The organism is Kiritimatiellaceae bacterium (assembly GCA_013141415.1).
Lineage (GTDB): Bacteria > Verrucomicrobiota > Kiritimatiellia > Kiritimatiellales > Tichowtungiaceae > Tichowtungia.
The window spans coordinates 386,341-411,152 of sequence record JABFQY010000005.1 but is presented as its reverse complement, the minus strand read 5'-3'; the positions used below and the strand labels follow the sequence as shown (position 1 = coordinate 411,152).

At 55.7% G+C, this 24,812-nt stretch carries 18 protein-coding genes, 1 tRNA gene and 2 pseudogenes; 6 read left to right on the top strand and 15 right to left on the bottom strand.

What is annotated here, in order from left to right:
• Positions 1-497 precede the first annotated feature (497 nt).
• The 3 genes and pseudogenes from HOO88_08770 (at position 498) to HOO88_08760 (ending at position 1,697) form a co-directional block, all read left to right on the top strand.
• Positions 498-584: pseudogene (locus HOO88_08770) on the top strand (zinc-ribbon domain-containing protein).
• A gap of 649 nt (positions 585-1,233) precedes the next feature.
• The gene (locus HOO88_08765; GenBank protein ID NOU36846.1) at positions 1,234-1,419 is read left to right on the top strand and encodes a hypothetical protein; all 186 of its coding nucleotides are present in this window, start codon (positions 1,234-1,236) and stop codon (positions 1,417-1,419) included.
• The gene (locus HOO88_08760) at positions 1,404-1,697 is read left to right on the top strand and encodes a type II toxin-antitoxin system RelE/ParE family toxin (GenBank protein NOU36845.1); all 294 of its coding nucleotides are present in this window, start codon (positions 1,404-1,406) and stop codon (positions 1,695-1,697) included. Before HOO88_08765 ends, HOO88_08760 begins: the two co-directional genes overlap by 16 nt.
• 53 nt (positions 1,698-1,750) lie before the next feature.
• On the opposite strand, the gene hydE is transcribed toward HOO88_08760, so the two are convergent.
• The 8 genes and pseudogenes from hydE to HOO88_08720 all read right to left on the bottom strand — a co-directional run bounded on the left by hydE (position 1,751) and on the right by HOO88_08720 (position 8,962).
• Positions 1,751-3,043 carry a [FeFe] hydrogenase H-cluster radical SAM maturase HydE gene (gene hydE / locus HOO88_08755; protein NOU36844.1) on the bottom strand — a complete coding sequence of 431 codons (1,293 nt, stop codon included), beginning with the start codon at positions 3,041-3,043 and terminating at the stop codon, positions 1,751-1,753.
• Positions 3,044-3,066: 23 nt separating this feature from the next.
• A complete protein-coding gene (locus HOO88_08750) occupies positions 3,067-3,411 on the bottom strand; it encodes a hydrogenase maturation nickel metallochaperone HypA (GenBank protein NOU36843.1) in 345 nt (114 codons plus the stop codon).
• 1 nt (position 3,412) lies between these two features.
• Positions 3,413-3,727 (bottom strand): 4Fe-4S dicluster domain-containing protein, encoded by a 315-nt coding sequence (locus HOO88_08745; protein ID NOU36842.1) that lies wholly within the window; start codon positions 3,725-3,727, stop codon positions 3,413-3,415.
• 19 nt (positions 3,728-3,746) lie between these two features.
• Positions 3,747-4,826 carry an NADH-quinone oxidoreductase subunit D gene (locus HOO88_08740; GenBank protein ID NOU36841.1) on the bottom strand — a complete coding sequence of 360 codons (1,080 nt, stop codon included), beginning with the start codon at positions 4,824-4,826 and terminating at the stop codon, positions 3,747-3,749.
• 2 nt (positions 4,827-4,828) lie between these two features.
• Positions 4,829-5,221, bottom strand: a complete 393-nt coding sequence (locus tag HOO88_08735; GenBank protein NOU36840.1) for an NADH-quinone oxidoreductase subunit C — start codon at positions 5,219-5,221, stop codon at positions 4,829-4,831.
• On the bottom strand, positions 5,218-5,670 hold the full coding sequence (locus HOO88_08730) for a GNAT family N-acetyltransferase (protein ID NOU36839.1): 453 nt from the start codon (positions 5,668-5,670) through the stop codon (positions 5,218-5,220). The genes HOO88_08735 and HOO88_08730 overlap by 4 nt, the downstream gene beginning before the upstream one ends.
• A gap of 45 nt (positions 5,671-5,715) precedes the next feature.
• Positions 5,716-6,123 (bottom strand): annotated as a pseudogene (nuoB, locus tag HOO88_08725) (NADH-quinone oxidoreductase subunit NuoB).
• Between the two features lie 13 nt (positions 6,124-6,136).
• A complete protein-coding gene (locus HOO88_08720) occupies positions 6,137-8,962 on the bottom strand; it encodes a hydrogenase (GenBank protein ID NOU36838.1) in 2,826 nt (941 codons plus the stop codon).
• A gap of 236 nt (positions 8,963-9,198) precedes the next feature.
• Here HOO88_08720 and HOO88_08715 point away from each other — a divergent pair, with 236 nt between their 5' ends.
• Both HOO88_08715 and HOO88_08710 read left to right on the top strand, forming a co-directional pair.
• The gene (locus tag HOO88_08715) at positions 9,199-11,403 is read left to right on the top strand and encodes an NADP-dependent isocitrate dehydrogenase (GenBank protein NOU36837.1); all 2,205 of its coding nucleotides are present in this window, start codon (positions 9,199-9,201) and stop codon (positions 11,401-11,403) included.
• Entirely contained in the window at positions 11,312-11,746 is a 435-nt protein-coding gene (locus HOO88_08710; protein NOU36836.1) for a hypothetical protein, read from the top strand. Before HOO88_08715 ends, HOO88_08710 begins: the two co-directional genes overlap by 92 nt.
• Before the next feature lie 282 nt (positions 11,747-12,028).
• Here the strand turns inward: HOO88_08710 and rph are convergent, their stop codons facing one another.
• From rph to HOO88_08680, 6 genes are all read right to left on the bottom strand, one after another.
• On the bottom strand, positions 12,029-12,808 hold the full coding sequence (rph, locus tag HOO88_08705) for a ribonuclease PH (GenBank protein NOU36835.1): 780 nt from the start codon (positions 12,806-12,808) through the stop codon (positions 12,029-12,031).
• A gap of 68 nt (positions 12,809-12,876) precedes the next feature.
• The gene (locus HOO88_08700) at positions 12,877-13,317 is read right to left on the bottom strand and encodes a response regulator (GenBank protein NOU36834.1); all 441 of its coding nucleotides are present in this window, start codon (positions 13,315-13,317) and stop codon (positions 12,877-12,879) included.
• Positions 13,318-13,319: 2 nt separating this feature from the next.
• Complete coding sequence (locus tag HOO88_08695; protein NOU36833.1) at positions 13,320-15,458, bottom strand: PAS domain S-box protein; 2,139 nt, start codon at positions 15,456-15,458, stop codon at positions 13,320-13,322.
• Positions 15,455-18,400 (bottom strand): response regulator, encoded by a 2,946-nt coding sequence (locus HOO88_08690; GenBank protein ID NOU36832.1) that lies wholly within the window; start codon positions 18,398-18,400, stop codon positions 15,455-15,457. Before HOO88_08690 ends, HOO88_08695 begins: the two co-directional genes overlap by 4 nt.
• An 86-nt stretch (positions 18,401-18,486) precedes the next feature.
• Positions 18,487-22,764 (bottom strand): PAS domain S-box protein, encoded by a 4,278-nt coding sequence (locus HOO88_08685; GenBank protein NOU36831.1) that lies wholly within the window; start codon positions 22,762-22,764, stop codon positions 18,487-18,489.
• A 75-nt stretch (positions 22,765-22,839) separates the two neighbouring features.
• Positions 22,840-23,517 (bottom strand): response regulator transcription factor, encoded by a 678-nt coding sequence (locus tag HOO88_08680; protein ID NOU36830.1) that lies wholly within the window; start codon positions 23,515-23,517, stop codon positions 22,840-22,842.
• A 213-nt stretch (positions 23,518-23,730) separates the two neighbouring features.
• Between HOO88_08680 and HOO88_08675 the strand changes: the two genes are divergently transcribed.
• A tRNA-Met gene (locus tag HOO88_08675) sits at positions 23,731-23,807 on the top strand.
• 232 nt (positions 23,808-24,039) lie between these two features.
• Here HOO88_08675 and HOO88_08670 read toward each other — a convergent pair.
• Positions 24,040-24,729, bottom strand: a complete 690-nt coding sequence (locus tag HOO88_08670) for a hypothetical protein (GenBank protein NOU36829.1) — start codon at positions 24,727-24,729, stop codon at positions 24,040-24,042.
• Between the last annotated feature and the right edge of the window lie 83 nt (positions 24,730-24,812).

The following is a 24,812-nucleotide window of genomic DNA, read 5'->3' as shown; positions in this document are numbered from 1 at the left end:
TGTTGCTCAGCTCCATCGCCACCAGTAACGTATCGCTGTTATGTGAGTTGTCCGTCATGCTGTCCTCCTTTTGTTGTTCCACTAAGGATTATAGCGATTGCGGCAACTCACATAGCATCTACAGTTTCGAAATCCATTTTGTAGGCCGGGTGACATCCTTGTCCGCCGAAGGAGGAACCCGGCGAACCCCGACATTTCCAATCATTGGAAATTTTCGCGCCAAGCCGCAAAGCCGCCAGGTTTTTTGGAATGATTGTGGTGGAACGCGATCTCCGAGCGCGTTTAAGCGTGCCCGGAGGTCACGCTCCACCTAAATACTCCCATTAATCCACCAATCCCCTCATCCATTGTTCCATTTCCAAAACTTTTCCTTCCCGCAACTCTTTGAATCGCTATAGTCGCCGCAACTCCGGTGGCCATGTCGGCTGTGATTTGAAAAAATCTAATCAAAGTCCGTTCAATACAGCTGTTGGAAGGTTGGAAAAGAAGGAGGGGTTATGGCGATGACGAAGTGTAAGGAGTGCGGAACGGATATCAGCACAAAAGCTGAAGCGTGTCCGAAGTGCGGTGCAAAGCGGAAGAAGACCTCTCCAATCGGCTGCCTTCTTGGAATTATCGTCTTGATCATCATTATCGCGGGAAGCATCAGCGCCCCCAACTCGGCAACCAATTCATCAGGCACGGCATCGTCCTCCGCCAGCCAACAATCAGAGACAAAACTCATCCTACTGAACTGGAGTTGGCACGAAGAACATGGATACGCGATTGTTGAAGGTGAAGTGAAAAACATATCTTCTGAAAACCTTCGGAATGTCCAAGCCGTAGCTACGTTCTACACCGCTGATGGCAAGTTTATCACGTCCGATGACGCCCTTATAGAATACAATCCTATCATTCCCGGGCAAACATCGCCTTTTAAAACTATGGCAACCTACAACCCAGCGATGGATTCCGCTAAAATTACATTTAAAGAACTTATGGGTGGAACCATTCCGTGGAAGAAAAAAGAGTAATTTCTTAATATCTTGGGGAATTATACATCAGTGCCTGATCCCTTCCCTACCCAAGCTTGGAGAGCAAGGGCATGGCGACACCGAGGTCGCTGGGAGCGCGGCTAAAAATCCGGCAAAACTGATCTGCTAAAGTTGCCGACTCCCCCGTCTCGCAAATTGAAACTTTCCACTTTGAAAGCAGCTGTGCTAGGCTAACACAGTTTCAATGGAGGTGTTCCCGATGACAACTAAAGAACTGGCGATCCAAACCATCAGCCGCCTGCCGGACAGCGCCGACTGGATGCAGATTGAAGAACGCATCCACTTCGCCGCTGGTCTGCGCAAGGGACTTTATGAACTCGACCGCGGCGAAGGCATTGCGCACAGCGTGGTTAAAGAGGAGTTCGCAGAATGGCTTTCCAAATAATCTGGTCACCGTCCGCCCGCTGGGATCTCATGGATTTGCGGGATTACATATCACTCGACAGCTCGGAGATCGCCAAACGTTTTATCTCATCGCTCTTTGATGCCGTTGAGCACCTTGCTGACTTCCCGCTCAGCGGACGAATTGTTCCTGAACTGCGGGATGAACAGATTCGGGAAGTGATCAAGCGGCCATGCCGGATTGTTTATCGTATAAATCGAAACGACATCGAGATTATCCGCATCTGGCATTCCGCCAGAGGAATCCCAGAAATTTACTGACTGCAGGGTTTATAATACTCTGTGCCTTTGTGCCTCAGCGCCTGATCTCTTCCCTACCCAAGCTTAGAAAGCGAAGGCATGGCGACGCCGAGGTCGCTGGGAGCGCGGCCAAGGCGGTCGAGCAGCTGGATGATGGCGCGGGTCTGGTCAGCGATACTTTCGGTGGCGTGGGCGCGGCCGTCGTAGATGGCGTAGTCGGCGCGGTAACGTAACGGCGTGACATTCAACATCACCGAGCTGGCACCGGCCATCAGTCCGCGTTCGCGGGCGTTCGGCGACAACGTTTCAAAAGCGGTGGTGACCAATACCTTGGCCTGCGGCGGCGCGGCGATCCGGGCGGCGGCCAGCGCGCGAAGCATCTGCGATTCGGTGGCAGGAATAATGTCGCGGCGACGATGACTGGTCAGCACCGGACCGAAGCTGAACATCTCGGCATTCAGTTCGCCCGCCAGCAGAATGTCGTCGGCCAGCGAATCAACCGTCTGGCCGGGCAGACCGATCAGTCCGCCGGTAACGGTCAGCCAGCCGGTCTTGAGCGCGTGGCGCAGATGGCTCAGGCGGACTTCCAGCGTGTCGCCGGGATGAAGCGCGGCATAAAGTTTGGCGTCCGAGGTTTCAAAGCGCATGAGCAAGGCGCGGGCACCGGCTTCGTAAAGCATGTCGAGACCGTCGAGGCCGACTTCGCCGAAGCTGACGCAAATAAAGACGCCGTGACGCCGTTTGATCTCGGCCACGATCTCGGCCAGAAACGCCGGAGTGTAAGCGGGATCTTCGCCGGACTGGAGCACCAGCGACTTAAAGCCGAAACCTTCAATCGCTTCTTTGGCCGCCTCAAGAATTTCGTCGCGGGTCATGCGGTAGCGGCGGGTCAGCGTGGAGTTGGCCGCCAGCCCGCAGTAGAGGCAGTCGCTGGAGCAGTAGTTTGAAATTTCGAGAATGCCGTGCACGCAGCAGGAGTTGCGGTGGTGCAGGTGGCGGACGGCATTGGCGGTGCGGTAGAGCCGTTCGAGGCGCTCCGGCTCTTCGACGGTCAGCAGATAGCGCAGGTCATCGCGGGAAATTGATTCGCCGGCACCGGCCTTATCGAGAATGTCCTGAAGCGGACGGTCATTCGGTTCCGGCGCGGGACGTTCCGACATGGCGGTATCGCGTTCCTGCAACACCAGAAACAGTTCGTTCCAGGTATCGAGCATTTCGCGGGCAAAGTCGGGATCAACTTTTTCAATGACATAACCGCCCTGCGCATAAACGTAGTCGCCGGGCTGGATGTTGGTGAGTTCACAGAGCGCCGAACGGATTTCACCGAAGTAACTAATCACAGCGTTGCGACAGTTAATCTCTGTCACAACCCCTGGAAGCGCGTAGCACATCAGATCAAGTCCACGTCGAGAACCCGCAGGCCGGAACGGTGGCCGCAGGGACGGCCTGGCCTGGAACATTGCGGACAGGTAAATACACCGGGCTGGCGTTCAAATTCGGCGTCGCAGGCCGGACAGAAAAGACGCGGCGGCACATGTCGGTATTCGATTTTGGCGTCAGCCATCGCCGGTTCTTCGGCCAGATGCGATTCGAGATGCATCTCCACCGATATTTCGTCCATATGGGAATCGGGACTCAATTCGAGAACGATACGACTCACCTTCGACGCCCCTACGGCTTTCATCCGCCGCTTCACGTCTTCGATCACGCCGTCAATTAGGTGGTCTTCGTGCATATCAAAATGTCTCCACGTCCTTCGTCACCGTCGGAATGCCGTGATCGCCGGTCAGCGTCAGACACTTTTTCGGGCAGACTTCGACGCAATAGCCGCAGGAAATGCAACGCAGACGGTCGATGTGCCACTTTTTATTTTCCCGGTCAACATCCAGCGCCTGGGTCGGGCAGCGCTTGGCGCATAACGTGCAGAAGATGCAGTCAGAGATTTTGATGTCGAGACGTCCGCGCGAACCGGGACAAATTTTCCGGGGTTCAAACGGATATTTCGTCGTGACCGGCGTACGGAACGTCCACGCCAGAATCATTTTTTTCATTTGGAAAAATGCCATGGTGTTACCTCTCTGTGCAGCTGATGCAAGGGTCAATCGTCAGGACAAGAACCGGAACGTCGGCCAGTTCGCAGCCCGCCAGCATTTTGACCAGCGGCGGAACGTTGGCAAAGGTCGGCGTACGGGCGCGGAAGCGGGTCAGATTCTTGGTGCCGTTGCCCTTGATGTAATAAACCACTTCGCCGCGGGGCTGTTCGACACGCGAGAAAAATTCACCGTCCGGATTGCCGGTCACTTTGACGGCAATTTCACCCGCAGGCATTTTCGCCGCCGCCTGACGGATCAGGTCAACCGACTGGAACAACTCGGCGCAACGCACCGCGCAACGGCTATAGGAATCGCCGTCCGTTTTCGAGATCGGCTGGAAGTCCAGCTCGCCGAACGCGGCGTACTTCAGCAGACGCATATCATCGGCCACGCCGCTTCCGCGCAGGGTCGGGCCGACCGCGCCCAGCATAATCGCATCGGCTTTGGAGATCACGCCGACACCGCAAAGGCGGTGTTTGACCGAATTGTCGTTCATGAAGACATCGACAATCAGCTGCATCTCCTTCTCAATTGTTTCCAACTGGGCCAACAGCCAAGCCATTTGTTCCGCCGGAATATCGCGGCGGGCGCCGCCGACTTTGCAGGAACCGAAGATGACGCGTCCGCCGGTGGTTGCTTCGATCAGGTCGAGAACCTGTTCGCGAACCCGCCATGTGTGCATGAACAGCGATTCGAAACCGAACGCGTCGGCCATCAGACCGGCCCACAGCAGATGACTGTGAATGCGGGAAAGCTCACCCCAGATCGTGCGCAGATATTTGGCACGGGTCGGAACTTCAATCTTCATGATTTCTTCGATGCCCTGACAGTAGGTCTGGCCGTGGATGAAACTGCAAATGCCGCAGATGCGCTCGGCGACATAGACGTACTCGATGTAGTCCTTCTTCTCGACCAGCTTTTCCAGTCCGCGGTGAATGAACCCGATCGAAGGAACGGCCTCGACGACTTTTTCGTCCTCGACGATCAGGTCGATATGAATCGGCTCCGGAAGCACCGGGTGCTGCGGACCAAAAGGAATGATTGTGCGAGTGCCCATAATTATTTGACCTCCGGTTTGGCGGCCGCTGGAACGGAAGCTGACGCGGCATCTTGAATAAACGGATGTTTCATAGCGGTCTTATAGAAGTTGCCTTTGAAATCGAGGGCGTTGCCGTCCACCTGAACCCCGAACAGATCGCTGATTTCGTTTTCGTAGGTGAAAGCGCACCAGTAGATGCCGCTGACACTTGGAACGCGCGCGCCGATCTTCGGCTGGAGGAAGCGGAAGTTGACGAACTTGCGGTTGAGGTCAAAGCTGTAGTCGAGCTGGAGCTCTTCGCCCAGCCGCGTGACGCAGATTTGAACCAGCCGGTAGCCCTGCTCCTTCATTTTCCGCGTTTCGGCCACCAGCGTTTCCGGCATGACGGTGATGATGGTTTGTTCTTCGATCATGTGCGCTCCTTTTGCATATAAACCCGCTGCGCGGTCGGCGTGAACGGTTCCGTCCGGACGTGCCGGTAACCCGTTTTTTCGTAAAGATGGATATTCCGTAAACTTTGATGACCCATCACCGCTTCGTACATAGAGACATCGCCAACCTCTAGTTCGAGCTGCCGAATCAGACGCGTGGCGATCCCGCGTCCCTGAAAATACGGATGCACAATCACCCGGCTGATGCGGGCGGCGGTGCCGTCGCGGCGGCCGCGAATCGAACCGATGATCTTGCCGTTGACAACCGCCTTGAGAAAGATCGTCTGCTCGAAGTCAGCGGTAATTTCTTCCATCGTCTGGCCCATGGCCGGAACGCTGGCGTCGCCGTAGAGCTCAGCCTCGCTGCGATAGGCAATCTTCTGCAACGCCAGAATTTCAGGAATATCCTTCTGGTTAGCCCGATTGATCATCACTTCGCCGCTACCGGCCCCGGCGGAAGATTGCATAAGGCTGCGCTTTTCTTCCAGTACGCCCAACGCGCGGACTACGCCGTCGATGATTGCCTCGGGGCGGGCCGCGCAGCCCGGAACATACACATCGACCGGAATCACGGTATCGATGCCGCCGAGGACGTTGTAGCATTCGCGGAAAATACCGCCGGAGGTGCCGCATATCCCGATGGCGACGACCACTTTCGGATCCGGCATCTGGGCGTAGATATTGCGAACGACCGGCGCGTTCTGGACGTTAACCGAACCGGTCACCAGAAAGATGTCGGCATGCTTGGGATTGCCGGTATTGATGATACCGAAACGCTCGACGTCAAAGTTCGGCATCAGACAGGCGAGCACTTCGATGTCGCAGCCGTTACAGCTCGACGCATCGTAATGGATCACCCAGGGGGACTTTTTAAAAGCGGTCATACAGGTGTTCCTTTCATTTCCAAAGGGCTAAAAGAATCAGGTTGGCTACCGCCAGCACCAGCGTCACCGTCCAAGCGCTCTTGATCGCGAGCTGCCATTTCAGGCGGGCGAAGGTGTTGTCGACGAAAATCATAAAGAAGAAGACCAGCACCATGGCGGCGGCGGCGACCCACAGGTTAAAGGCGAAGAACAAACCGACCCACGCGAACAGGACGACGTTCTCGTACCAGTGGGCAATTTCGATCAGCGCCAGCATCTTGCCGGAGAATTCGGTGGTAATCCCTTTCACCAGTTCCTGATGGGCGTGGTGCGAAGTCGAAAGGTCAAATGGCGATTTGCGGAACTTGATTTCCAGAATGTAGAGAAACCCGGCGAAAATCAGAATCAACTTCAGTGGATTGACGGGGTTGGCAAAAATGTCATCGACGCGAAAGCTGCCGCTGGTCATGTACATGCCGACGGCGGCCATCAGCACCATCGGTTCGTAGGCGACCATCTGGATCAGTTCACGCTCGGCTCCGATGAAGCTGTAGGGCGAACTCGCTTTGTAGGCCGCGAGGACAAGAAAAATTCCAGCCAGCGTCAGCGAAAAGATCACCAGCAACAGGTCGGAACCGCAGAAGAACAGCGCGCCAGTGAAAACAACAAAGAGGAAGAAGAACAGAACATAGAAGTTCTGCGAACGGCGGACCACGATACTTTCCTTGCCCCACAGTTTGGCGACATCGTAGAAGGCCTGCCGGATCGGCGGACCGCGACGACCTTGCATGCGGGCCGTCAGCTTGCGGTCGATACCGGCCAGCAAGCCGCCAATGAGCGGCGCCAGCACCAGATAAGCTCCCAGACGGATCATCACTTCCTTGAACGGAAGCGTATGCGGAGCAATGGTGTGGATAATTTCCTGCGGCAGGCCGATCGGCATCAGGAAGGTTCCGGCCAGCGCGACCAGTGTTGCGATCGAAATCCAGAAACCGGCCTTGAAAACCCGCTCTTCGCCAAGCAGCTGGCCGATGTAATAGTTGTGCATCGACATGTCGCGGATGATGCCGGCCGACCCCTGAAAGCGGGCCTGACCGTCGGTTGATTCAACGTTGGCACCGGCGAGATAGGCATCAACCACCTTCACTTTGCGGTTGTAGTTGAAAAAACTGAGCGGAAACATCGACACCATCGCCAGCATCAGTCCCATGACAATCAGATTGCTGTGCCCCAAAACGCTGTCCGCCGCCTTGAAGCCGCCGCCGATATACGGCTCAATGAACTGGTTGGAGATCAGCGGGAAGCTCATGCAGGTGAGAATGGTTAAACCCGCCAGAGAACCCAGAGCAACCCATTTTCCGCCGCTGATGCCTTTTTCTTTCTTTTCCATCGAACCGGTAATCTGCAGCAGCTTGCCCAGCCACTTGACCCAGAAGAAAAGCGTGGCCGAACTGCCGAAGACAATGAAGATCGAGAGAAGCGGATGCGCGTCAACAATCGCTTTGAGAACGGCCCATTTACTGATCAGCATACCGAACGGGGCGAGAAACATGCCGGCAATACCGATCTCGATCATCACCGCGATTTTCGGCATGCGCAGAACCAGTCCGGCCATATCCTCGACATCGCGGCTGTGTATCTTGTTTTCGACCACGCCGACACAGAGGAAGAGAAGCGCTTTGGCCACGGCATGAAAAATGATCAACAGGATGCCGGCCCAGACCGCTTCTTTGGTGCCGATACCGCCGCAAAGAACAATCAGTCCGAGGTTGGAAACCGTCGAATAGGCCAGGATCTTCTTGGCGTCGCTTGTACAAATGGCAACGAGCGAACCGGCGACAAACGTGACCGCGCCGACCAGCGCAACAGCCAGTCCAACTTTCGTTCCCTCCAGATTCGGCGCAAGACGGAGAACCAGATAAACGCCCGCCTTCACCATCGTGCTGGAATGCAGCAGCGCGGAAACCGGTGTCGGCGCCACCATCGCACCGCGCAACCATCCGGCGAACGGAAACTGAGCCGCCTTGGTGATACCGGCGAAAGCGAGCAGGCCGGCAGCGATAACAATCATCTGTGAAGCGTGGCCCTGATCTCTCAGTCCGAGCAGAGTTCCGATTCCGTTGTTGCCCAGCAGGACAATCGCCAGCGCAAAACCAAGACCGCCCATCAGGTTCATCGTCAGGGCGCGCATGGCGTTGGTCTTGGACTCGGCTGTCTCTTTGTAGCCGATCAGCAGGAACGAACTTAGCGTGGTGATTTCCCAGAAGAAATAGAGCCAGTTCAGGCTGTTGGAAAAAACGATACCGAACATGGCGCCGAGGAAGATGAAGAACGTGGCGAAGAACATCGGGCGGCGGTCGCGGAATTCCGGATGCTGTTTGTGGAACTCTGTCATATAGGCGGGTGCATAGATGCAGATCAAACCGCCGATAATGCCGATCACCAGAACCATGATCACGGAAAGCTGGTCGCAGAGAATCCACGGCGAAACGGCGGCGACCGATTCAGTCACCGGTACCGGCTTGAGCAGTTCGTGAATTTCAAAACCTGCCACCAGCAGGAACTGCGTCAGGAGCAACCCAAGAGCCAGCCAGTTTTTGGATTTCGCCGTGATCCGGATCAGGAAGCTGGCAATCAGCGCCTCAACGGCGAGCATGACAAAACTGATATTGTGCGCAGACCCGTCCAGACCCATCGTGTTCTGATTAGACTTCCAGGCGAGAAGAACCGATCCGGCCATGACGACGGCCGTGGCGGCATAGACGGCGTAGCGCCGCAGGATATCGCTGGAAATGAACAGCAGGACGACACCTGCCAACAACGGAAAAGCCACCATCCATGGAATCAGGTTTTCAATCATTACCTATTACCTCGTTACTCTGCCCGCTTCGCTCCGGCTCGCTCGACGGCGCCCGGCAATGCTGCCCAGAAAAGCGCAGAACTATATGGTTTGTCTGCCGACTTTCAACAACATCCTTTAGTTTTTCATTGCACCCTCACAACAGACATTTCCGGATACTCTGAACCGGCCTTGACATAATCACGGCTTTAAATACACATTGCCTGTTTTCAAACAGATCCAGCCGAAATAATCCTATGAACAACAAAGCCAAAATCATCTACACCATTACCGACGAAGCCCCGGCTTTAGCCACACAATCCCTGCTTCCGATCATTGAAGCCTTCACCGCCGCCGCCGGTGTAACCGTCGAACCGCGCGACATTTCCCTTGCAGGCCGCATTCTAGCCGCCTTCCCCGACTTCCTGACCGAAAAACAGCGCGTTCCCGATGCGCTGACCGAGCTGGGCGCGCTGACCCTGCAACCGGAAGCCAACATCATCAAACTGCCGAACATTTCCGCCTCCATGCCGCAACTGAAAGCCTGCATCGCTGAACTCCAGTCCAAAGGCTTTAAACTGCCCGACTACGACGACCCGTCCGCCAAACCCCGCTACGACAAAATCAAAGGCAGCGCGGTCAATCCGGTTCTGCGCGAAGGCAACTCCGACCGCCGCTGCGCCGCCGCCGTCAAACAGTACGCCAAAAACAACCCGCACCGCATGGGCGCTTGGTCGCCGGATTCCAAATCCGTTGTCTCCAGCATGAGCGCCAACGATTTCTTCGGAAATGAAAAGTCGGTCACCGTTCCGTCAGCAACCGTCGCCAAAATCGAACTCGTCGCCGCCGACGGCAGCGTCACCGTTCTTAAGGACGGCCTGAAACTTCAGGCGGGCGAAATTCTTGACGGAACGTTCCTGAGCGCCAACGCGCTGCGTAAATTCCTGACGGACCAAATCGCCGCCTCGAAAAAAGCAGGCGTTCTCTTCTCTCTGCACATGAAGGCCACCATGATGAAAGTCTCCGACCCGATCATCTTCGGCCACTGCGTTTCCGTTTTCTTCAAACCGGTTTTTGACAAACATGCCGCCACCTTCGCCAAGCTGAGCGTCAACGTAAACAACGGTCTTGGCGACTTGATCGCCAAAATCGCAACCCTGCCCACTGATCAAAAAGCCGAGATCGAAACCGATATCGCCGCTGTCTATCAATCCGCGCCGGACATCGCCATGGTCGATTCCGCCAAAGGCATCACCAACCTCCATGTTCCGAGCGACATCATCATCGACGCCTCGATGCCCGCCGCCATCCGTACCTCCGGCCAGATGTGGAACAAGGACGGCAAACAGCAGGACACCAACTTTATTATTCCCGACCGCTGCTACGCCAGCATCTACGCCGAAACCATCGCCTTCTGCAAAACCCACGGCGCATTTGATCCGCGCACGATGGGCAGCGTGGCGAACGTCGGCCTCATGGCACAGGCCGCCGAAGAGTACGGCTCGCACAACAAGACCTTCGAAATTCCGGCAAACGGAACCGTTCGCGTCAGCGATGGCTTCGGTAACGTGCTGTTTGAGCACAAGGTTGAAAAAGGCGACATCTGGCGCGCCTGTCAGGCAAAAGACGCGCCGATCCGCGACTGGGTTAAGCTCGCCGTCACCCGCGCCCGCGCCACCGGCGTGCCGGCCATTTTCTGGCTCGATAAAAACCGCGCCCACGACGCCCAGCTCATCGCCAAGGTTGAAAAATATCTGAAAGACCACGACACAAAAGGTCTGGAACTTCAAATCATGTCGCCCGAAGCGGCGACCCGCCTTTCGCTCGAACGGGCCAAAGCCGGACTGGATACCATTTCCGTCACCGGCAACGTCCTGCGCGACTACCTCACCGACCTCTTCCCGATTCTGGAACTCGGCACCAGCGCCAAAATGCTCTCGATTGTTCCGCTAATGAACGGCGGCGGCATGTTTGAAACCGGCGCGGGCGGCTCCGCCCCGAAACACGTTCAGCAGTTCCTGAAAGAAAACTATCTGCGCTGGGACTCACTCGGCGAATTCCTCGCCCTCGGCGTATCACTCGAACATCTGGCGACGGTATTTAAAAATCCGAAGGCGCAAATTCTCGCCGACACACTCGACGCCGCTACCGCGAAATTTTTACAGGAAGACAAATCACCGGCCCGCAAAGTCGGCGAACTCGACAACCGCGGAAGCCACTTCTATCTCGCGCTCTACTGGGCCGAAGCGCTCGCCGCGCAAAATAAGGATGCGGAACTCAAAGCGCGCTTCGCCCCGCTCGCCAAAGCACTGGCGGAAAACGAAACAAAAATTATCGCGGAACTGACCGCCGTTCAGGGCAAGCCGGTCGATGTCGGCGGCTACTACCGCCCCGACGCAATACTCGTCTCCGCCGCCATGCGCCCGAGCAAGACGTTCAACGCGGCTCTCGCCGCGTTGTAGTCGAAGGTCGAAAGTCTCAAGGTCAAACGTAGACGCGACGCCCTCGTCGCGTTTCCAATGTTTGGAACCCGGTTGCGACAGAGCGCAACCCTCCTGGATGGCGCTGCTCCGCCAGCGCCAACTTCGCTACAGGAAAATCTGGAGTGCGGTGGCAAGCGACTCGTCCGCCGCAGCCTTGGCGAAGGCGGAAAACGAAACAAAAATTATCGCGGAACTGACCGCCGTTCAGGGCAAGCCGATCGATATCGGCGGCTACTACCGCCCCGACGCAACACTCGTCTCCGCCGCCATGCGCCCGAGCCAGACCTTCAACGCCATACTCGCCTGCCTCGCCGTAGACTGAACGAAGGCGGGCGGCGTTGTAAGAAAATCTGGAGTGCGGTGGCAAGTGAAACGCGACACCGCTTTTATATTGTTACAGAAAGCGCCGTCGCCCGCTAGAGCATTTCACGAATGAAATGCCGCACCCATATTTTGTAGGACGAGCTTCTCTGTATCCAGAGAGCTTGTGTCCCATGCACGGGCAGGAGCACACACGCTCCCGAATACGGGAAGCGCGTCCTACAAGCGAATCGCACGGCATCTCAATTGTTAAGTGCTATAGTTGCCGGCGCACTCCAGAAAGCTACGCTTTCTGCGCTTCGAGAAGTTCTTTGATCCCCTTTTCGGCGAGGTCCATCATTTGAGCCATCTGCTCTTTGGTGAACGGCTCTGCTTCGGCGGTGCCTTGTACTTCAACCAGTTTGCCGGAGGCGGTCATGACGACGTTCATATCCACTTCCGCCTTGGAGTCTTCGACGTAGCAGAGGTCGAGCAGCGGTACGCCTTTATGAATTCCGACGCTGATGGCGGCGATGGCTTCTTTGATCGGATCTTCTTTGATCAGTTTTTCAGCGAGCAGGCGGTCAACCGCCAGGCGAAGCGCGACATACGCGCCGGTGATGGAGGCTGTACGGGTTCCGCCATCGGCCTGAATGACGTCGCAGTCGATGTAAAGCTGGCGGCGGCCCAGCTTTTTCAAATCAATGACGGAGCGAAGCGCGCGGCCGATCAGCCGCTGAATTTCCATGGTGCGTCCGCCGAGTTTTCCCATTGCGGCTTCACGCTTGGCGCGGTCGGCCGTGGCGCTCGGGAGCATAGAATATTCGCAGGTCAGCCAGCCGCCTTCGACATTCTGGGCGCGCATCCAGCCGGGAACGCTTTCGTCCACGCTGACGGCGCAGATGACTTTGGTATTGCCCATTTCAACCAGCACGGAGGCTTTGGCGTTGATGGTGAAGTCGCGGGTAAATTTTACCGGGCGGAGCTGGTCGGGTTTGCGTCCGTCGTAACGAAGTTCCGCCACGTTGATGAACTCTTCGAGATTGATGCCGGTGCTGATTTTGTTGAACGGTTTTTTATCCATAAGGGCGCCGATTATGATGAACCGCCCCCCGATTGCAATTTCCAAGGCTCGGAAAATACAGGAACCCGTCAGTGGTTCGGCGGAAGTTCGACGATGGAGAGCCAGAAGTTTTCGATGACTTTGATTACTTCGATGAAGCGGTTCAGGTCGATCGGCTTACGGATATAGCAGTTGGCGTACATGTGATAGGCCTTGGCTACATCGTCTTCGGCGTCAGAGGTGGTCAGAATCACGACCGGAATAGAGCGCAGGCTTTCATCCGTCTTGATTTCGGCCAGCACTTCACGGCCGTCTTTTTTGGGAAGATTCAGATCCAGAAGAACCAGATCGGGACGCGGGGCGCCTCCGTGACCGTTTATGCGCCGGAGAAACTTCATGGCTTCCACGCCATCCTTCGCAACGTGCAGATTGTTACGGATTTTATTTTCCTTGAGCGCCTCCTGAGTCAGGCGGACATCTCCGGGATTATCTTCGACCAGCAGAATTTCAATTGCACGGTACGTAGCCATAATCAGTTTTTCCCTTTCTTCGGCAGAGTGAACCAGAAAGAACTCCCTTTTCCTGCCTCGGACTCTACACCGCTCTTTCCGCCGTGTCGCTCAATTATTCGTTTAAAAACCGCCAGACCGATGCCGGTGCCGGGATAATCCGCTCGGCTGTGCAGGCGCTGAAATATCTTAAAAATCCGCTCCTGATATTCCGGCGCAATGCCGATGCCGTTATCACGAACAGTGATTTTCCAGTGATCGGGAAATTCATCGGCGGAGATCTGCACCTCCGGAGATTTGTCGCCCTTAAATTTCAGCGCGTTGCTGATGAGATTCTGAAAAACCTGTCCAAGCTGCACCTCGTCGCCGGAAACTCCGGGAAGCGGCCCGGCGGTGACGTGCGCGCCGGATTCAAAAATACGTTTTTCAAAATCCCGCAAAACCCGCTGAAGGATCCGATTCAGGTCAACCGGCGCGAAGGGTTTCTGGCGGGAATGCAGACGGGAATATTCCAGAAGAGAATCAATGAGCTTCTGCATGCGCATCGCGCCGTCCGAGGCATAATAGATGAAGTCCCGCGCGTCCTGATCCAGCTTGTCCTTATAGCGCCGTTCAATGAGCTGAACATAATTTGAAACCATACGCAGCGGTTCCTGCAGGTCGTGTGAGGCGATGTAGGCAAACTGTTCCAGATCCCGGTTGGAAACACGCAGCTCATCCATGGCCTCGATCAGTTTCTCCTGAGCTTCTTTCCGGTTCGTGATATCCTGACCCTGCGCGATCGTGGCCATCTGCCTCTTGCCGTCCGGGCCGAAGATGGGCGCCGAGTTCCAAAGAACCGTCCGCTGTGAACCGTCCGCGTGCCGAATAGGGACCTCCACCAGATCAAAGCGTTCGCCTTCACTCGCCCTCTTCACAATTCCCATGGCGCGCGCTTTTTGATCCTCGGCAAAAAGAACCTCCAGCCCCTGACCCAGAACCTGCTCCGCATTCATCCCTGCGATTGATTCGAAGGCGCGATTGAAACGGGTGATCCTGCCGTCCGCATTCCAAACGATGATCGGGGCGTTGGCGTAGTCGATCAGATTTTCCAGATAGTCATTGGTTTCGCGCAACGCCTCCGCCGTTTTCGCCTTTTCCTGATAAAACCGGACGCGCTGCTGCCGCCAGACCAGTCCGATCGCAGCGGCGGAACCAAACAGCAGAACGCCGACCATACCGACCACCTGCCAGAGTTGCGCCTGCAACGGGGCAACCACTTCCGTTTTGTCCTGACGGGCCACCATGAACCAGGGCGAATCCGGGATGGCGCGAATCGCAGCAACCACCGGCTCACCCCGGTAATCATCTCCTTCGACGATCCCGCTTTGTCCCAGTGCAGCTTTCACCGCCGGCACGTTGGTGAGGGTCAGCGATCCCCGCATGGCGAGCGCGGTATTTTTCCGGAAACGGAGTTCGTTCAGAAAAACGACTTCGTTCCCTTCCCGGCGAACCAGCAGCGTTTCGGCCGTACTGCTGGGTATGGGCCAGCTCTGGATGAACGGATAAAGGTAGGTGGCCGGGTTGATTTGCAGAACCAGCACACCCAGCGGACGGCTGTTTTCTTCATCACGAATGGGAACCAGCAACGACAGGTAAACCGGCGAACCCGGTGCGGGCCGGTAAAAATCCTGAAAGACCACCTGCCCCGACTGAAAAAGTTCCGGCAGGCGCGCTAAAATCAAAGAGGGAACCGGTGTGGTCAGCCCGGGGACGGCCATCCGCGCGGCGCCCTGAGCGTCCAGCAGGAAAACCTGATCGTATTGATAGTGCTCCTGATTTTTTTTCAGCCATATCCGGAGCAGGCGATTCGCCTCCGTATCTTCCGGCTGATCAAGGAAGCGGCGCACTAATTGTGAGAACACGGGGTTGTTGTGAAAGATGGCGGCATCGCCCAGCCGCTCTTTGCGGTACTGTGTCAGCTCGCCGACTTTCAGGTCGGCGATGGCCAGAAGCTGGCGCTCAACTTCGGCCTGATGAGTCTGTTTGTAATTTTTGTAATAAAAACATCCGGCGGTGATGAACCCGGCTGTCAGAAGAATAAAAATCAGAATGAAAACAGACGCGGCTTTCAGCCCTTCTGTTGCTGACAACGAAAGCCGAGGCTGACCGTTTTGTTTCATCGCGGGTGAATCCTTGCAAGCGCGCCATATAACGGATCGGCTTTAAGCGGACGATCAATGAATTCAGCAAAACAGTTTTTTGTCTGTTCATCAGGCGGGTGCGCCCAGTTCGAAAAAGCGATCCAAGGGACATCGGGCCGCAGTTTTCTGAATTCGGCAAGCCGTTCCGCGAGGTCCGGCAGGTCGAGATTACACAGCACTGCGTCCGCCGGAACCTCACAGGTGAGCTTTTCATAAATCGCGTCCAGCGTTTCGGCATAACGGGGAAAAGCCCCGCAACGCTCCAGCAGATGTTCTGCGGCGCGCATGTCGGCCGGGTCGTCGCTCCAGACGCAAATACACCGTCCCGACCATTGCTTACGAACCTCGCCTGCCGCCACTGCATTTTTCACTGAGATATGATCCTGAACAAAAAATGAAAAACACGACCCTTCGCCCTGACGGCTTTCGACGCGGATATCGCCGCCCATGAGTTTCACGAGGTCTTTCGAAATCGCCAGACCAAGTCCGGCCCCGCCGTGTTTACGGGTGTTGGAGTTATCGCCTTGCTGGAACGGTTCAAAAATCCGTTTCATGAAGACGGCGCTGATTCCTTCGCCGCTGTCTTCAACGGCAAATTCAATGCGGCGGCTTCCGGACGGCAACGCCCGGCTCCTCACGGTCAGCCGAACGAATCCTTTTTCCGTGAATTTGAGCGAATTATTTAACAAATTGACCAGCACCTGCTGCAGACGGGCCGGATCGCTGGTGATTTTTTCCGGAACGCTTTCTTCCACCGTGCCGGTCAGTTCAACGCCTTTCTTTCCGGCCTGCTGAGAAAGCAGTGCGATGGTTTCGCTGACCGTTTTACGGATATCAAACGCCTCGTTTTTGATTTCGATTTTTCCGAGTTCGATCCGGGAAATATCGAGAAGGTCGGAGACCAGAGCCAGCATCACGTTCCCGCTGGCGCCGATGGTTTCAATCTGGTCGCGCTGTTCTTCATCGAGTTCCGAAAATTGAAGCAGTTCGGAAAACCCGATGATCGCGTTGAGCGGTGTGCGCAGTTCGTGACTCATGTTGGCCAGAAACTGCGTTTTTTCCAGGCTGGCGGCCTCGGCAGTATCCCGGGCGCGAATCACGGTCTCTTCGGCCGCTTTCTGCGCGGTGATGTCGGCGAACACGGTAGCAAACTGGCCTTTGCGCGGAGAATAGGCGGAAACCGAATAGTGACGGCCCAGCTCACCGGAAAAGTCGTCGATCTGCACCGGCACACCCGTTAACGCCACCTTGCCGTAGGTCTCAATCCAGACAGGCTCTGTTTCCGGCATAATCTCTTTAACCGTTTTGCCGATCATATCCGCCGCCTTTAGTCCGGTCAGTTTTTCAAAAGCCGGATTGACCTCCAGAAAACGGTAGTCGCACGGAATTCCTCTTTCGTCGCAGATGATTTCATGCAGAGCAAACCCGGACTGCATGGATTCAAACAGCTGGTGATAGCGCATTTCGTTTTCGCGGACGGACTCTTCCGCCTGTCTGCGCGCCAAGGCCTCGCCGATATGCGAGGCAATCGCTTCCAGACGTTCAATGATATCGAGGGTGAACCGTTTCCTGCGCCGGTCGTTGAGTTGGATCAGCCCGATGATTTTATTCGCGTTTCGAATGGGTATCAGCGCGACCGAGGCATATCCCTGATGAATGCAGTTATTGCGCGGATGGTTCCGGGGATCCTGACTGGAAGGAAGGTCGAGCAGCGGAAAGGAGTCATTGATCCAGAACGATCCGCCCGGTGTGAAAAGCGGGCTGGACGGATCCGTCTGGCCGGAAAGAACCAGTCCGCAAGTGCATTCCAGACGAACACTGCCATCTTCGTTCCGGCAGACCCCGCCATCCACACTGCGATCAATCAGCGTGTTTTCTGTCAGCAGAAAATCGCCGGAAAAGCCGTTCTGAACGAAATACGGAAAATCGCCGCCGTTTTCCAGACGGATTCCAACGGCATCGAAACCGGTCTTCTCCTTCAGCAGTTCCAGAACGCGCGAAACGGGTTCCTGATCTCCCCTGAACGTATTCAGCACCTGCAGAATGTCGTGCTGGATTTCACCGTACAATCTGGCCTGCCGAACCGCCGTAACATCACGGGCGATATGAATCGCGCCAACCAGCGTGGTCTTGTTGTAAATCGGTGAAACGCTGACATGGAACCAGCCGTCCAGACTCTCCGAAAACATTTCCCGCCGATGTTCCTGCCCGTCGCGAAGCATCGCCTCGTGCGGACAGTCAGCCGCCGGGCAGGTTGTGCCGTGAATATATTCAAAACATTTTTTGCCGGTCAGTTCGGCGGCGGGCACATTAAGAAGATCGGCCATGGCTCTGTTAACGCGAATGATCCGGTGCTCCGCATCGAACAGCGCGACCAGATCCGGTATCGCATCGAAGGTTTTTTCCCACATGGCGTGGGCAGCCATAAGATCGGACGGCTTTTCGTCAGAACCAAGTGAACTCAGCAGAGAGAGATCGCTCCGGCGCTGTTCCGCTTTTTCCGATGCCTCTTTGGATTCGACCAGCTGGGCCGCCGCCGTGCGGCGCGCCAGCACATCCGGGCTGACCGTCATCAGTTCCTGAACAATCGCCGGAACCTTTTCGAACTCGGTGGATTTATCGAAGAAAAAGTCCGCTCCGGCATCCAGACACTTCCGGCGGTACTGCGCATACGGATAGTTCGTCATGATGATGACCGTGATGTCCGGATGGCTCGCCCGGATTGTTTCGAGCACCTTGATGCCGCCGCCGCCCGGCATACGAATATCCAGCACAGCAACATCCGGGCGGAAAATTTCAATCCGCTGGAGCGCCCCGGGCGTATCCACCGCTTCGGCAACCTCAATTCCCGGCTGGCTCAAAAGTCGCTCGACCAGCCGCTTACGAATCGGTTGCGAATCGTCTGCTACAAGAACCTTCATATATTTTCCGACAATAGCGGTATTTTATGCTGAGACAACGTCGGGATGGTGATTTTCTTTCTGTAAGGGAATCCTCCACATTCATTTCACAGCGGCAGCGGCAGCGTTCCCATAATCTGCGTTCCCTGCCCCGGCTCACTTTCAATACACAGTTCGCCGCCAAGCACTTCGACCCGCTCGCGCATGCCCAGCAGTCCAAACGAAGTCGGCTTCTCGGCCGCACCGGGCGCCATTCCGCGCCCGTTGTCGGCCACGGAGAAGTTAAGAATTTTCCCGTCCGACACCAGATTGATTTCAACCCGCGAAGCCTCGGCGTAGCGCGATATATTGGTGAGAGCTTCCTGCACCAGACGGAAAACCGCCGTCCGGATTTCGTCCGTAAATGATTCATCATCCACGTCCGCGAACAGCACGCATTTCGCCGCGTTGCGATGCTGCCACTCGTCCACCATGCCGGCGAGCGCCTCTTCCAGACCCAGATCGTCGAGCGCGCCGGGCCGCAGTCTGCGGCAAAGCGAATGGACGCTTTTAATGCCGTCGCTCAGCAGATCCTGCATGTCCGCCGTTTTTTCTTTCACTTCGCCGCCGCAGTCACAGTTCTGATCCACGACCGCCAGATCGATTTTCAGGGCGGTCAGAATCTGCCCGATGTCGTCGTGCAGTTCACGGGAAAGCCGCTTGCGTTCTTCTTCACGCACCGTCTCCAAATGCTGCGCCAGCCGCTGATAGCGATCTTCGTTTGCCATCAATTTTTCTTCGGACTGCTTCTGATCGGTAATATCGCGGAAACTCCACACGCGACCGACCACCGCACCGCCGATTTTCTGCGGCTGAGAGTACCGCTCGAAGACCCGTCCGTCCCGGAGGTTCAACAGGTCGAGGCTGATCACCTCCGGATGCTGATACAAGCCGTTCACCTTGGCAACAAACAGCTCCGGTTCACAAAGCTGATTGAGAACAAATTCCATTGCGGCACCGTCCAGCCCAGCCTCAACGATATCTTCAGGCAGGCGCCACATTTCGACAAACTTCTGATTGTAACGTACAATCTTTCCGGTGCCGTCCGCCACCATGATTCCGTCGGCGGTTGATTCCAGAGTTGCTTCCAGAATCGATAGTGATTTCTTAACCTCCTGCTCCGTCCGCTTGTTCGCGGTAATATCCATCGTCATTCCGAACAGGCCGATAATTTCACCGTTTTCATCGCGCAGAGGCACCTTGCTGCCAAGGAACGTTCGGGTGGTTCCGTCGGGATAGGTCCGGGTGCCCTCATGAAGGAGTCTGGGACAGCCGCTTTCCATAATTTCACGGTCGCTGGCGCGGTATGGTTCGGCCAGATCGCGCCAGCTCATCTGGTAATCATCTTTCCCGACAACCTCCTGCGGGCTGTCAAATCCCGCTTCGCGCGCAAAGATCTCGTTGCAGGCCATAAAAACAAGATTTTTGTCCTTCAGAAATATGCTGGCGGGAATCGCGTCGATGATTGCCTCGTTGATCCGTTGAGATTCCCGCAAGGCATTTTCCATCTTTTTTCGGTCGGTAATATCCATACACACTCCGAGCAAACCGCTGATTTCACCGTTTTCATCGCGCAGGAGCACTTTACTGGTGATCGTCGTCTCCGTGCTTCCGTCAGAAAGTATCCGGGTTTTCTCCAGCAGGAACCGAGATACCCCGCCCGCCATCAAGTTCCTGTCATCCGCGCGGCACAACTCGGCCCGGTCTCTCCAGCTCATCTGATAGTCGTCTTTCCCGACGACCTCCTGCGGAGTATCGAATCCTGCGTCGTGTGCGAAGACCGTGTTACAGCCCAAGAAAACGAGATCTTTATTTTTCCAGAACACCTGAATAGGAATCGCGTTGATAATGTCCTCGGTGAACTTCTGCGAAGTCCGTAAAGATTCTTCGGTCTGCCTGCGCTGTTCAATGTTGCGGCTGGAACAAACCAGTTCCAGCGGCTTGCCGGAAGAGTCCCTCACCAGTTTGATTGAAGTGGACATCCAGACATACGACCCGTCGCGGGTGCGGAACCTCGCTTCATAATCATTCACCGTACCGCTGGCCGTCAGTCGGGCCATCATGGCGCGCAGACCCGCCAAATCTTCCAGATGAACCAGCGCGTACAAATCCATCCCCCGGAAATCATCCGGCGGATAGCCCAGCACCGGCTGAATGGAAGGCGATGCATACAGTGCTTTCCCGCCGGGAGAGAAAATGGTGACCACATCCTGAATATTTTCCGCCAGCAGACGGTAACGCTCCTCGCTCTCGGTCAAATTCTGTTCGGCCCGTTTGCGGGCGGTGATATCGGTGTCGGTGCCGCGATAACCGGCAAACGTTCCGTCTTCTGCAAAAACAGGAATCCCGCTGCTTAACAGACAAACGAGCGTTCCGTCTTTACGCACATTCCAGTTTTCGTAGTCGCGAAACGACTTGCGCTCATTAATCACTCCGTCAAAAAATTCTCCGGCTTCCGCCGCCTGCGCCGACGTCATCAGTTCGATCTGTTTTTTTCCGATCAGCTCCTGCGGTGTATATCCCAACAGATCAATCGACTTTTCCGAAGCGTAGGAAAACCGCCTGTTGGCATCGGTTTCCCAAACCCAGTCGCTGGTGTTCAGCGTGATGTCTTTAAACCGCGTTTCGCTCTCCTTGAGTTCCTTCGTGCGGCGCTCAACCTGTCTCTCAAGTGCAACCCGCCGACCGGTGATCAGCGCGACCATGCCGCTGATCAGGCCGGTAATCAGCAACCCGGTCAAACCGGCGATCCAGCCGCTGTTTAACGGATGCGCTGCCAGCCAGGATGCCTCCGGCACCATGCGAAGGGCATAAACCTTGCCGAACCGGAACACCGGCACCGTAACGCCCAGCTCTTCATCACGAAGCGTCCAGCATTCCGGACCGCACAAGCCGGATGAGCCCGCAATTAAAAAAGGCGGCTGTCCAACCTTCAGCTGAGACAAACAAACTTCAATATCGCTCTGTCTCTGTCCACCAAGACGCCCGCCGCCCAGCAGATTTTCGGGGTGTACAGCAAAAATCGCCAGACCCTTTTGCTCCTGAGCGCTCACCGGTTTTAAAATCAAAAAAACCGGCAGAGAATTCGCAGATGAAAACAGCTGAACCGGATCGGTCGCTGTACTCAACCCGGTCCTCAGCGCCTGTTGCAGCGCGGCACTGCAAAACGGTTCCGAGTTTAAATCCAAACCCAGAACCGCATCGGATCCGGACGGCACAACATACCGTACCGGATAATACTCCGGACGGCCAGAAACCGGCTCGCGGACGCCTTTCGCATTTTTCTGCCAGATGGAAAAATCCGGAAATCCTTCGCCGTGCGCCGCCTGAACAATTAATCCGGCGGACTCTTCCGAAACGGCTGGTGCCCATATGCAGGCATCCATCAGGCCTCGTTGAATGTTTTTCTGGCAGTAGGATCTGAACTCGTTGTAGATGATGTTCTGACTGGATTCAAAAAAGCAGACCATTTGGTCGATCGCTGCATCCAAATCATTCATTTCAGCCAGATACGTTGCGGAGTGGCTCTGTGCCTGCAAATAAAATGTGTTCAGGCGGAAGTCCCGCTCCAGACGGTGAAAATGACCGGCCACGGCCAGACTTAAGGCGGTCAGAAAGACGGCGCAAAGCATCGCTTCCGTATGCCGGAATCGCGCGGCTCCATCCGGAACAGACCGCCGGTGCAGACGCAAAAACAATCCGATCAACAGCAGTAGCAGAAGAAGAGTCAGAGTGATTCCGCCGGGAACCCATTGTGCACGCCGGACGGCATCTTTCCATTCACCAACTTCTTTATCCACACCGACCACCGCCAGCACATCGCCGGAAACCGGATCGATAACCGGAACCAAAGCGGTCACATGAGTTCCGTATTCTCCGCGGACCGGGCCTTGAATTTGCGGACGGCCTGTCTGGAAAATTTTAAAATTACTCAGATCAGGGCTTCCACAAACGGTTCCGGGCGGTGAAGCCTGCGGGTGCCCTTCCGGAAGACTCTCCGGCCCGGACACAATCTGCCCGTCCAGCAAAGCTATCGTATAAAGACGGTGCAGTCCGGCTGTCTCGGCATACGCCTGCAACTGACCGCAAAGCTGCCGGAATTCAGGCAGACAGCCGTCCCCTTCAGTAAATGAAAGGACGCGCAAACTGGACGGGCTGATCGCCGCCGCAACTCCGGCGGCATGCCGCACCAGCTCGCGGCGCATCTGGAGATCAACGGCCAGACCCGATTGCTTGGCGGCCCACAATCCGGTCAGCAAGACCACGATCATCGTCAAGCCGATCACCCAGCAACGTGCCTGCGAGGTAAAACAAGCCAGTAAATTGTTTCGTAACCTCTCGACCATCCGCCCCTCCTCCAGGCTGGAGAGATTACCTGAGGCACAAATCGCCCGCAAGAGGTTTCAAATGAATGACAAATTCTACAACAATTGCGGCTGGCTCTGTTCGCGGATGAAACTGCTTGCGTGATACAGCAGATCGCTTCCATCCGTCAGCCCCAGCTTTTCGCGAATCCGTTCGCGATAGGTCTCGATGGTCTTAACACTCACCTTGAGTTTATCGGCAATCCGCTTGGGAACATAACCGTGCCCGGTCAAACAAAAGACCTCGAATTCACGGTGTGAAAGCCGGTCGAACGGCGACCCGGTTTCCCGGCCCCGCCGCACAGAACGTATGCCGGTTTTTTTGCGCAACTCAGAGTTAAGATAGACACCGCCTGAAGAAACCGCCTCGACTGCCGCCAGCAGGTTCTCGCCCGGCTCATCAATGGAAATATACCCGGAGGCTCCGGCGCAAATTGTCCGTTCGGCATAGACGTGGTCGTGGTGCAAATACGAAAAAGTCAGCAGGCCGACCATCGGAAACTTCCGATGAATCAGCTGAAGCAGAGACATCCCGCTGCAATGTTGCATGGAAATATTCAATAGGATCACATCCGGGCAAATGGACTGAATCTGATCAAGCGCGTCATCGGAATGCGAAGATTCGAAAACAAGAACACCCGGCGACTGCCTTAAGCCCTCGGCAAAGAACGTTCTGCAAAGATGAAAATCATCCACCAGCAAAATCTTTTTTACGTTGTCCGCAATCTTCATCACAACCCTCTTGTCCGTTTAATCCGCTTCGGCTGGTTGGACAATAAAAACAGTTGTCGGCGTTTAAAAGGTAAAAAAGAATTAATAATTCATTACAGAAAATAATCCGTCATCCGGAACCGTCCAGACGGGCCCGCGCACCCTTTTTACAAGGGTTTAGAAAAAAGTGCTTGTGTGGAGTCAAATATAGTCTATCTTCCCCGCTTCGCAAATAGTTGCGGGGTGGAGCAGTCTGGTAGCTCGTCAGGCTCATAACCTGAAGGTCCTGGGTTCAAATCCCAGCCCCGCTACCAACTTAAAGAGCCGGAATGAATTTTCCGGCTCTTTTGCTTTAGATGAGGTGTTTGGCCTCCATTCCAATTCTCAGCTGTAACACATTGGGGGCGGGCAACGCCTATTTCGACCAGCTGGAGTGTCTGGTGCTGAACGACTGATGGAGATTTTGAAGCGCGCTCCAACACCTGAAGGCCGCCACTCAGTTCAACCCTTCCGGCAGAACGAAAAACGCGGCCTTATCCCGGCAGGTTAAATACTTCCGTCCGCCTGCGCCGCATCGGCTTCTTCTTCCGCCTGCGTTTCCGCCTGCGCTCCAATAATGCAGTAGAAGGTGATGTAGTCGGTTAAGTCAAAGTTGTCCGGCGGAAGCGGCGTTACGCGCTGATCGGCACCTGCAACCGATTCTCCTCCCGGTGGAATCGCTACCATGCGTTTATCTCCGCCGGCAGCGCTGGTCCATCCCTTGGGAATGGCAATGATGCGCTCATCTTCTCCGGTTTCCGTGACGGCTTCCGGCGGTACCGCGGTGACACGCCCGTCTTTGCCTTCAACGTACGTCCAGCCTTCCGGAACAGCGACCAGCCGTTTATCTTTCCCGCTGAGCGCCTTGCCTCCGGGAGGAACGGCAACGCCGCGACCATCGGTTCCAACCTTAAAGCTCCAGCCGCCCGGGATAGCAATCGCCCGACCGTCGCCACCCCGTTTGGCGCTTCCCTGCGGCGGAATGGCGACCATTCGCCCGTCCAATCCGGCATCCTTACCCCAGTCCCTGGGAACCGATACGGTCCGGCCATCTCTTCCGCAGTAGCCCGTCCCTTCCGGGGCAATGGCTACAACCCGTCCGTCCGGGCAGGTTTGTGTCGTCCACACGGCAAAGGTATTCAGCGTGCCGAGTGCAAAAACCAGGAGAACTATTAGCCTTTTAACACGGGTTTTCATGGCGTACCTTCTTTCTGGATCAGTTGAACACGGCGGGCCGGACAAAGTCCCGGGGGGTTGGCTGGGGAACCAATATTTCCGGT

Excerpts from the sequence above, each read along its gene's own strand:
- HOO88_08765 (NOU36846.1), top strand. The coding sequence starts at position 1,234 with ATGACAACTAAAGAACTGGCGATCCAAACCATCAGCCGCCTGCCGGAC.
- HOO88_08760 (NOU36845.1), top strand. The coding sequence starts at position 1,404 with ATGGCTTTCCAAATAATCTGGTCACCGTCCGCCCGCTGGGATCTCATG.
- HOO88_08750 (NOU36843.1), bottom strand. The coding sequence starts at position 3,411 with ATGCACGAAGACCACCTAATTGACGGCGTGATCGAAGACGTGAAGCGG.
- HOO88_08745 (NOU36842.1), bottom strand. The coding sequence starts at position 3,727 with ATGAAAAAAATGATTCTGGCGTGGACGTTCCGTACGCCGGTCACGACG.
- HOO88_08740 (NOU36841.1), bottom strand. The coding sequence starts at position 4,826 with ATGGGCACTCGCACAATCATTCCTTTTGGTCCGCAGCACCCGGTGCTT.
- HOO88_08735 (NOU36840.1), bottom strand. The coding sequence starts at position 5,221 with ATGATCGAAGAACAAACCATCATCACCGTCATGCCGGAAACGCTGGTG.
- HOO88_08730 (NOU36839.1), bottom strand. The coding sequence starts at position 5,670 with ATGATCAATCGGGCTAACCAGAAGGATATTCCTGAAATTCTGGCGTTG.
- HOO88_08720 (NOU36838.1), bottom strand. The coding sequence starts at position 8,962 with ATGATTGAAAACCTGATTCCATGGATGGTGGCTTTTCCGTTGTTGGCA.
- HOO88_08715 (NOU36837.1), top strand. The coding sequence starts at position 9,199 with ATGAACAACAAAGCCAAAATCATCTACACCATTACCGACGAAGCCCCG.
- HOO88_08710 (NOU36836.1), top strand. The coding sequence starts at position 11,312 with ATGTCGGCGGCTACTACCGCCCCGACGCAATACTCGTCTCCGCCGCCA.
- rph (NOU36835.1), bottom strand. The coding sequence starts at position 12,808 with ATGGATAAAAAACCGTTCAACAAAATCAGCACCGGCATCAATCTCGAA.
- HOO88_08700 (NOU36834.1), bottom strand. The coding sequence starts at position 13,317 with ATGGCTACGTACCGTGCAATTGAAATTCTGCTGGTCGAAGATAATCCC.
- HOO88_08695 (NOU36833.1), bottom strand. The coding sequence starts at position 15,458 with ATGAAACAAAACGGTCAGCCTCGGCTTTCGTTGTCAGCAACAGAAGGG.
- HOO88_08690 (NOU36832.1), bottom strand. The coding sequence starts at position 18,400 with ATGAAGGTTCTTGTAGCAGACGATTCGCAACCGATTCGTAAGCGGCTG.
- HOO88_08685 (NOU36831.1), bottom strand. The coding sequence starts at position 22,764 with ATGGTCGAGAGGTTACGAAACAATTTACTGGCTTGTTTTACCTCGCAG.
- HOO88_08670 (NOU36829.1), bottom strand. The coding sequence starts at position 24,729 with ATGAAAACCCGTGTTAAAAGGCTAATAGTTCTCCTGGTTTTTGCACTC.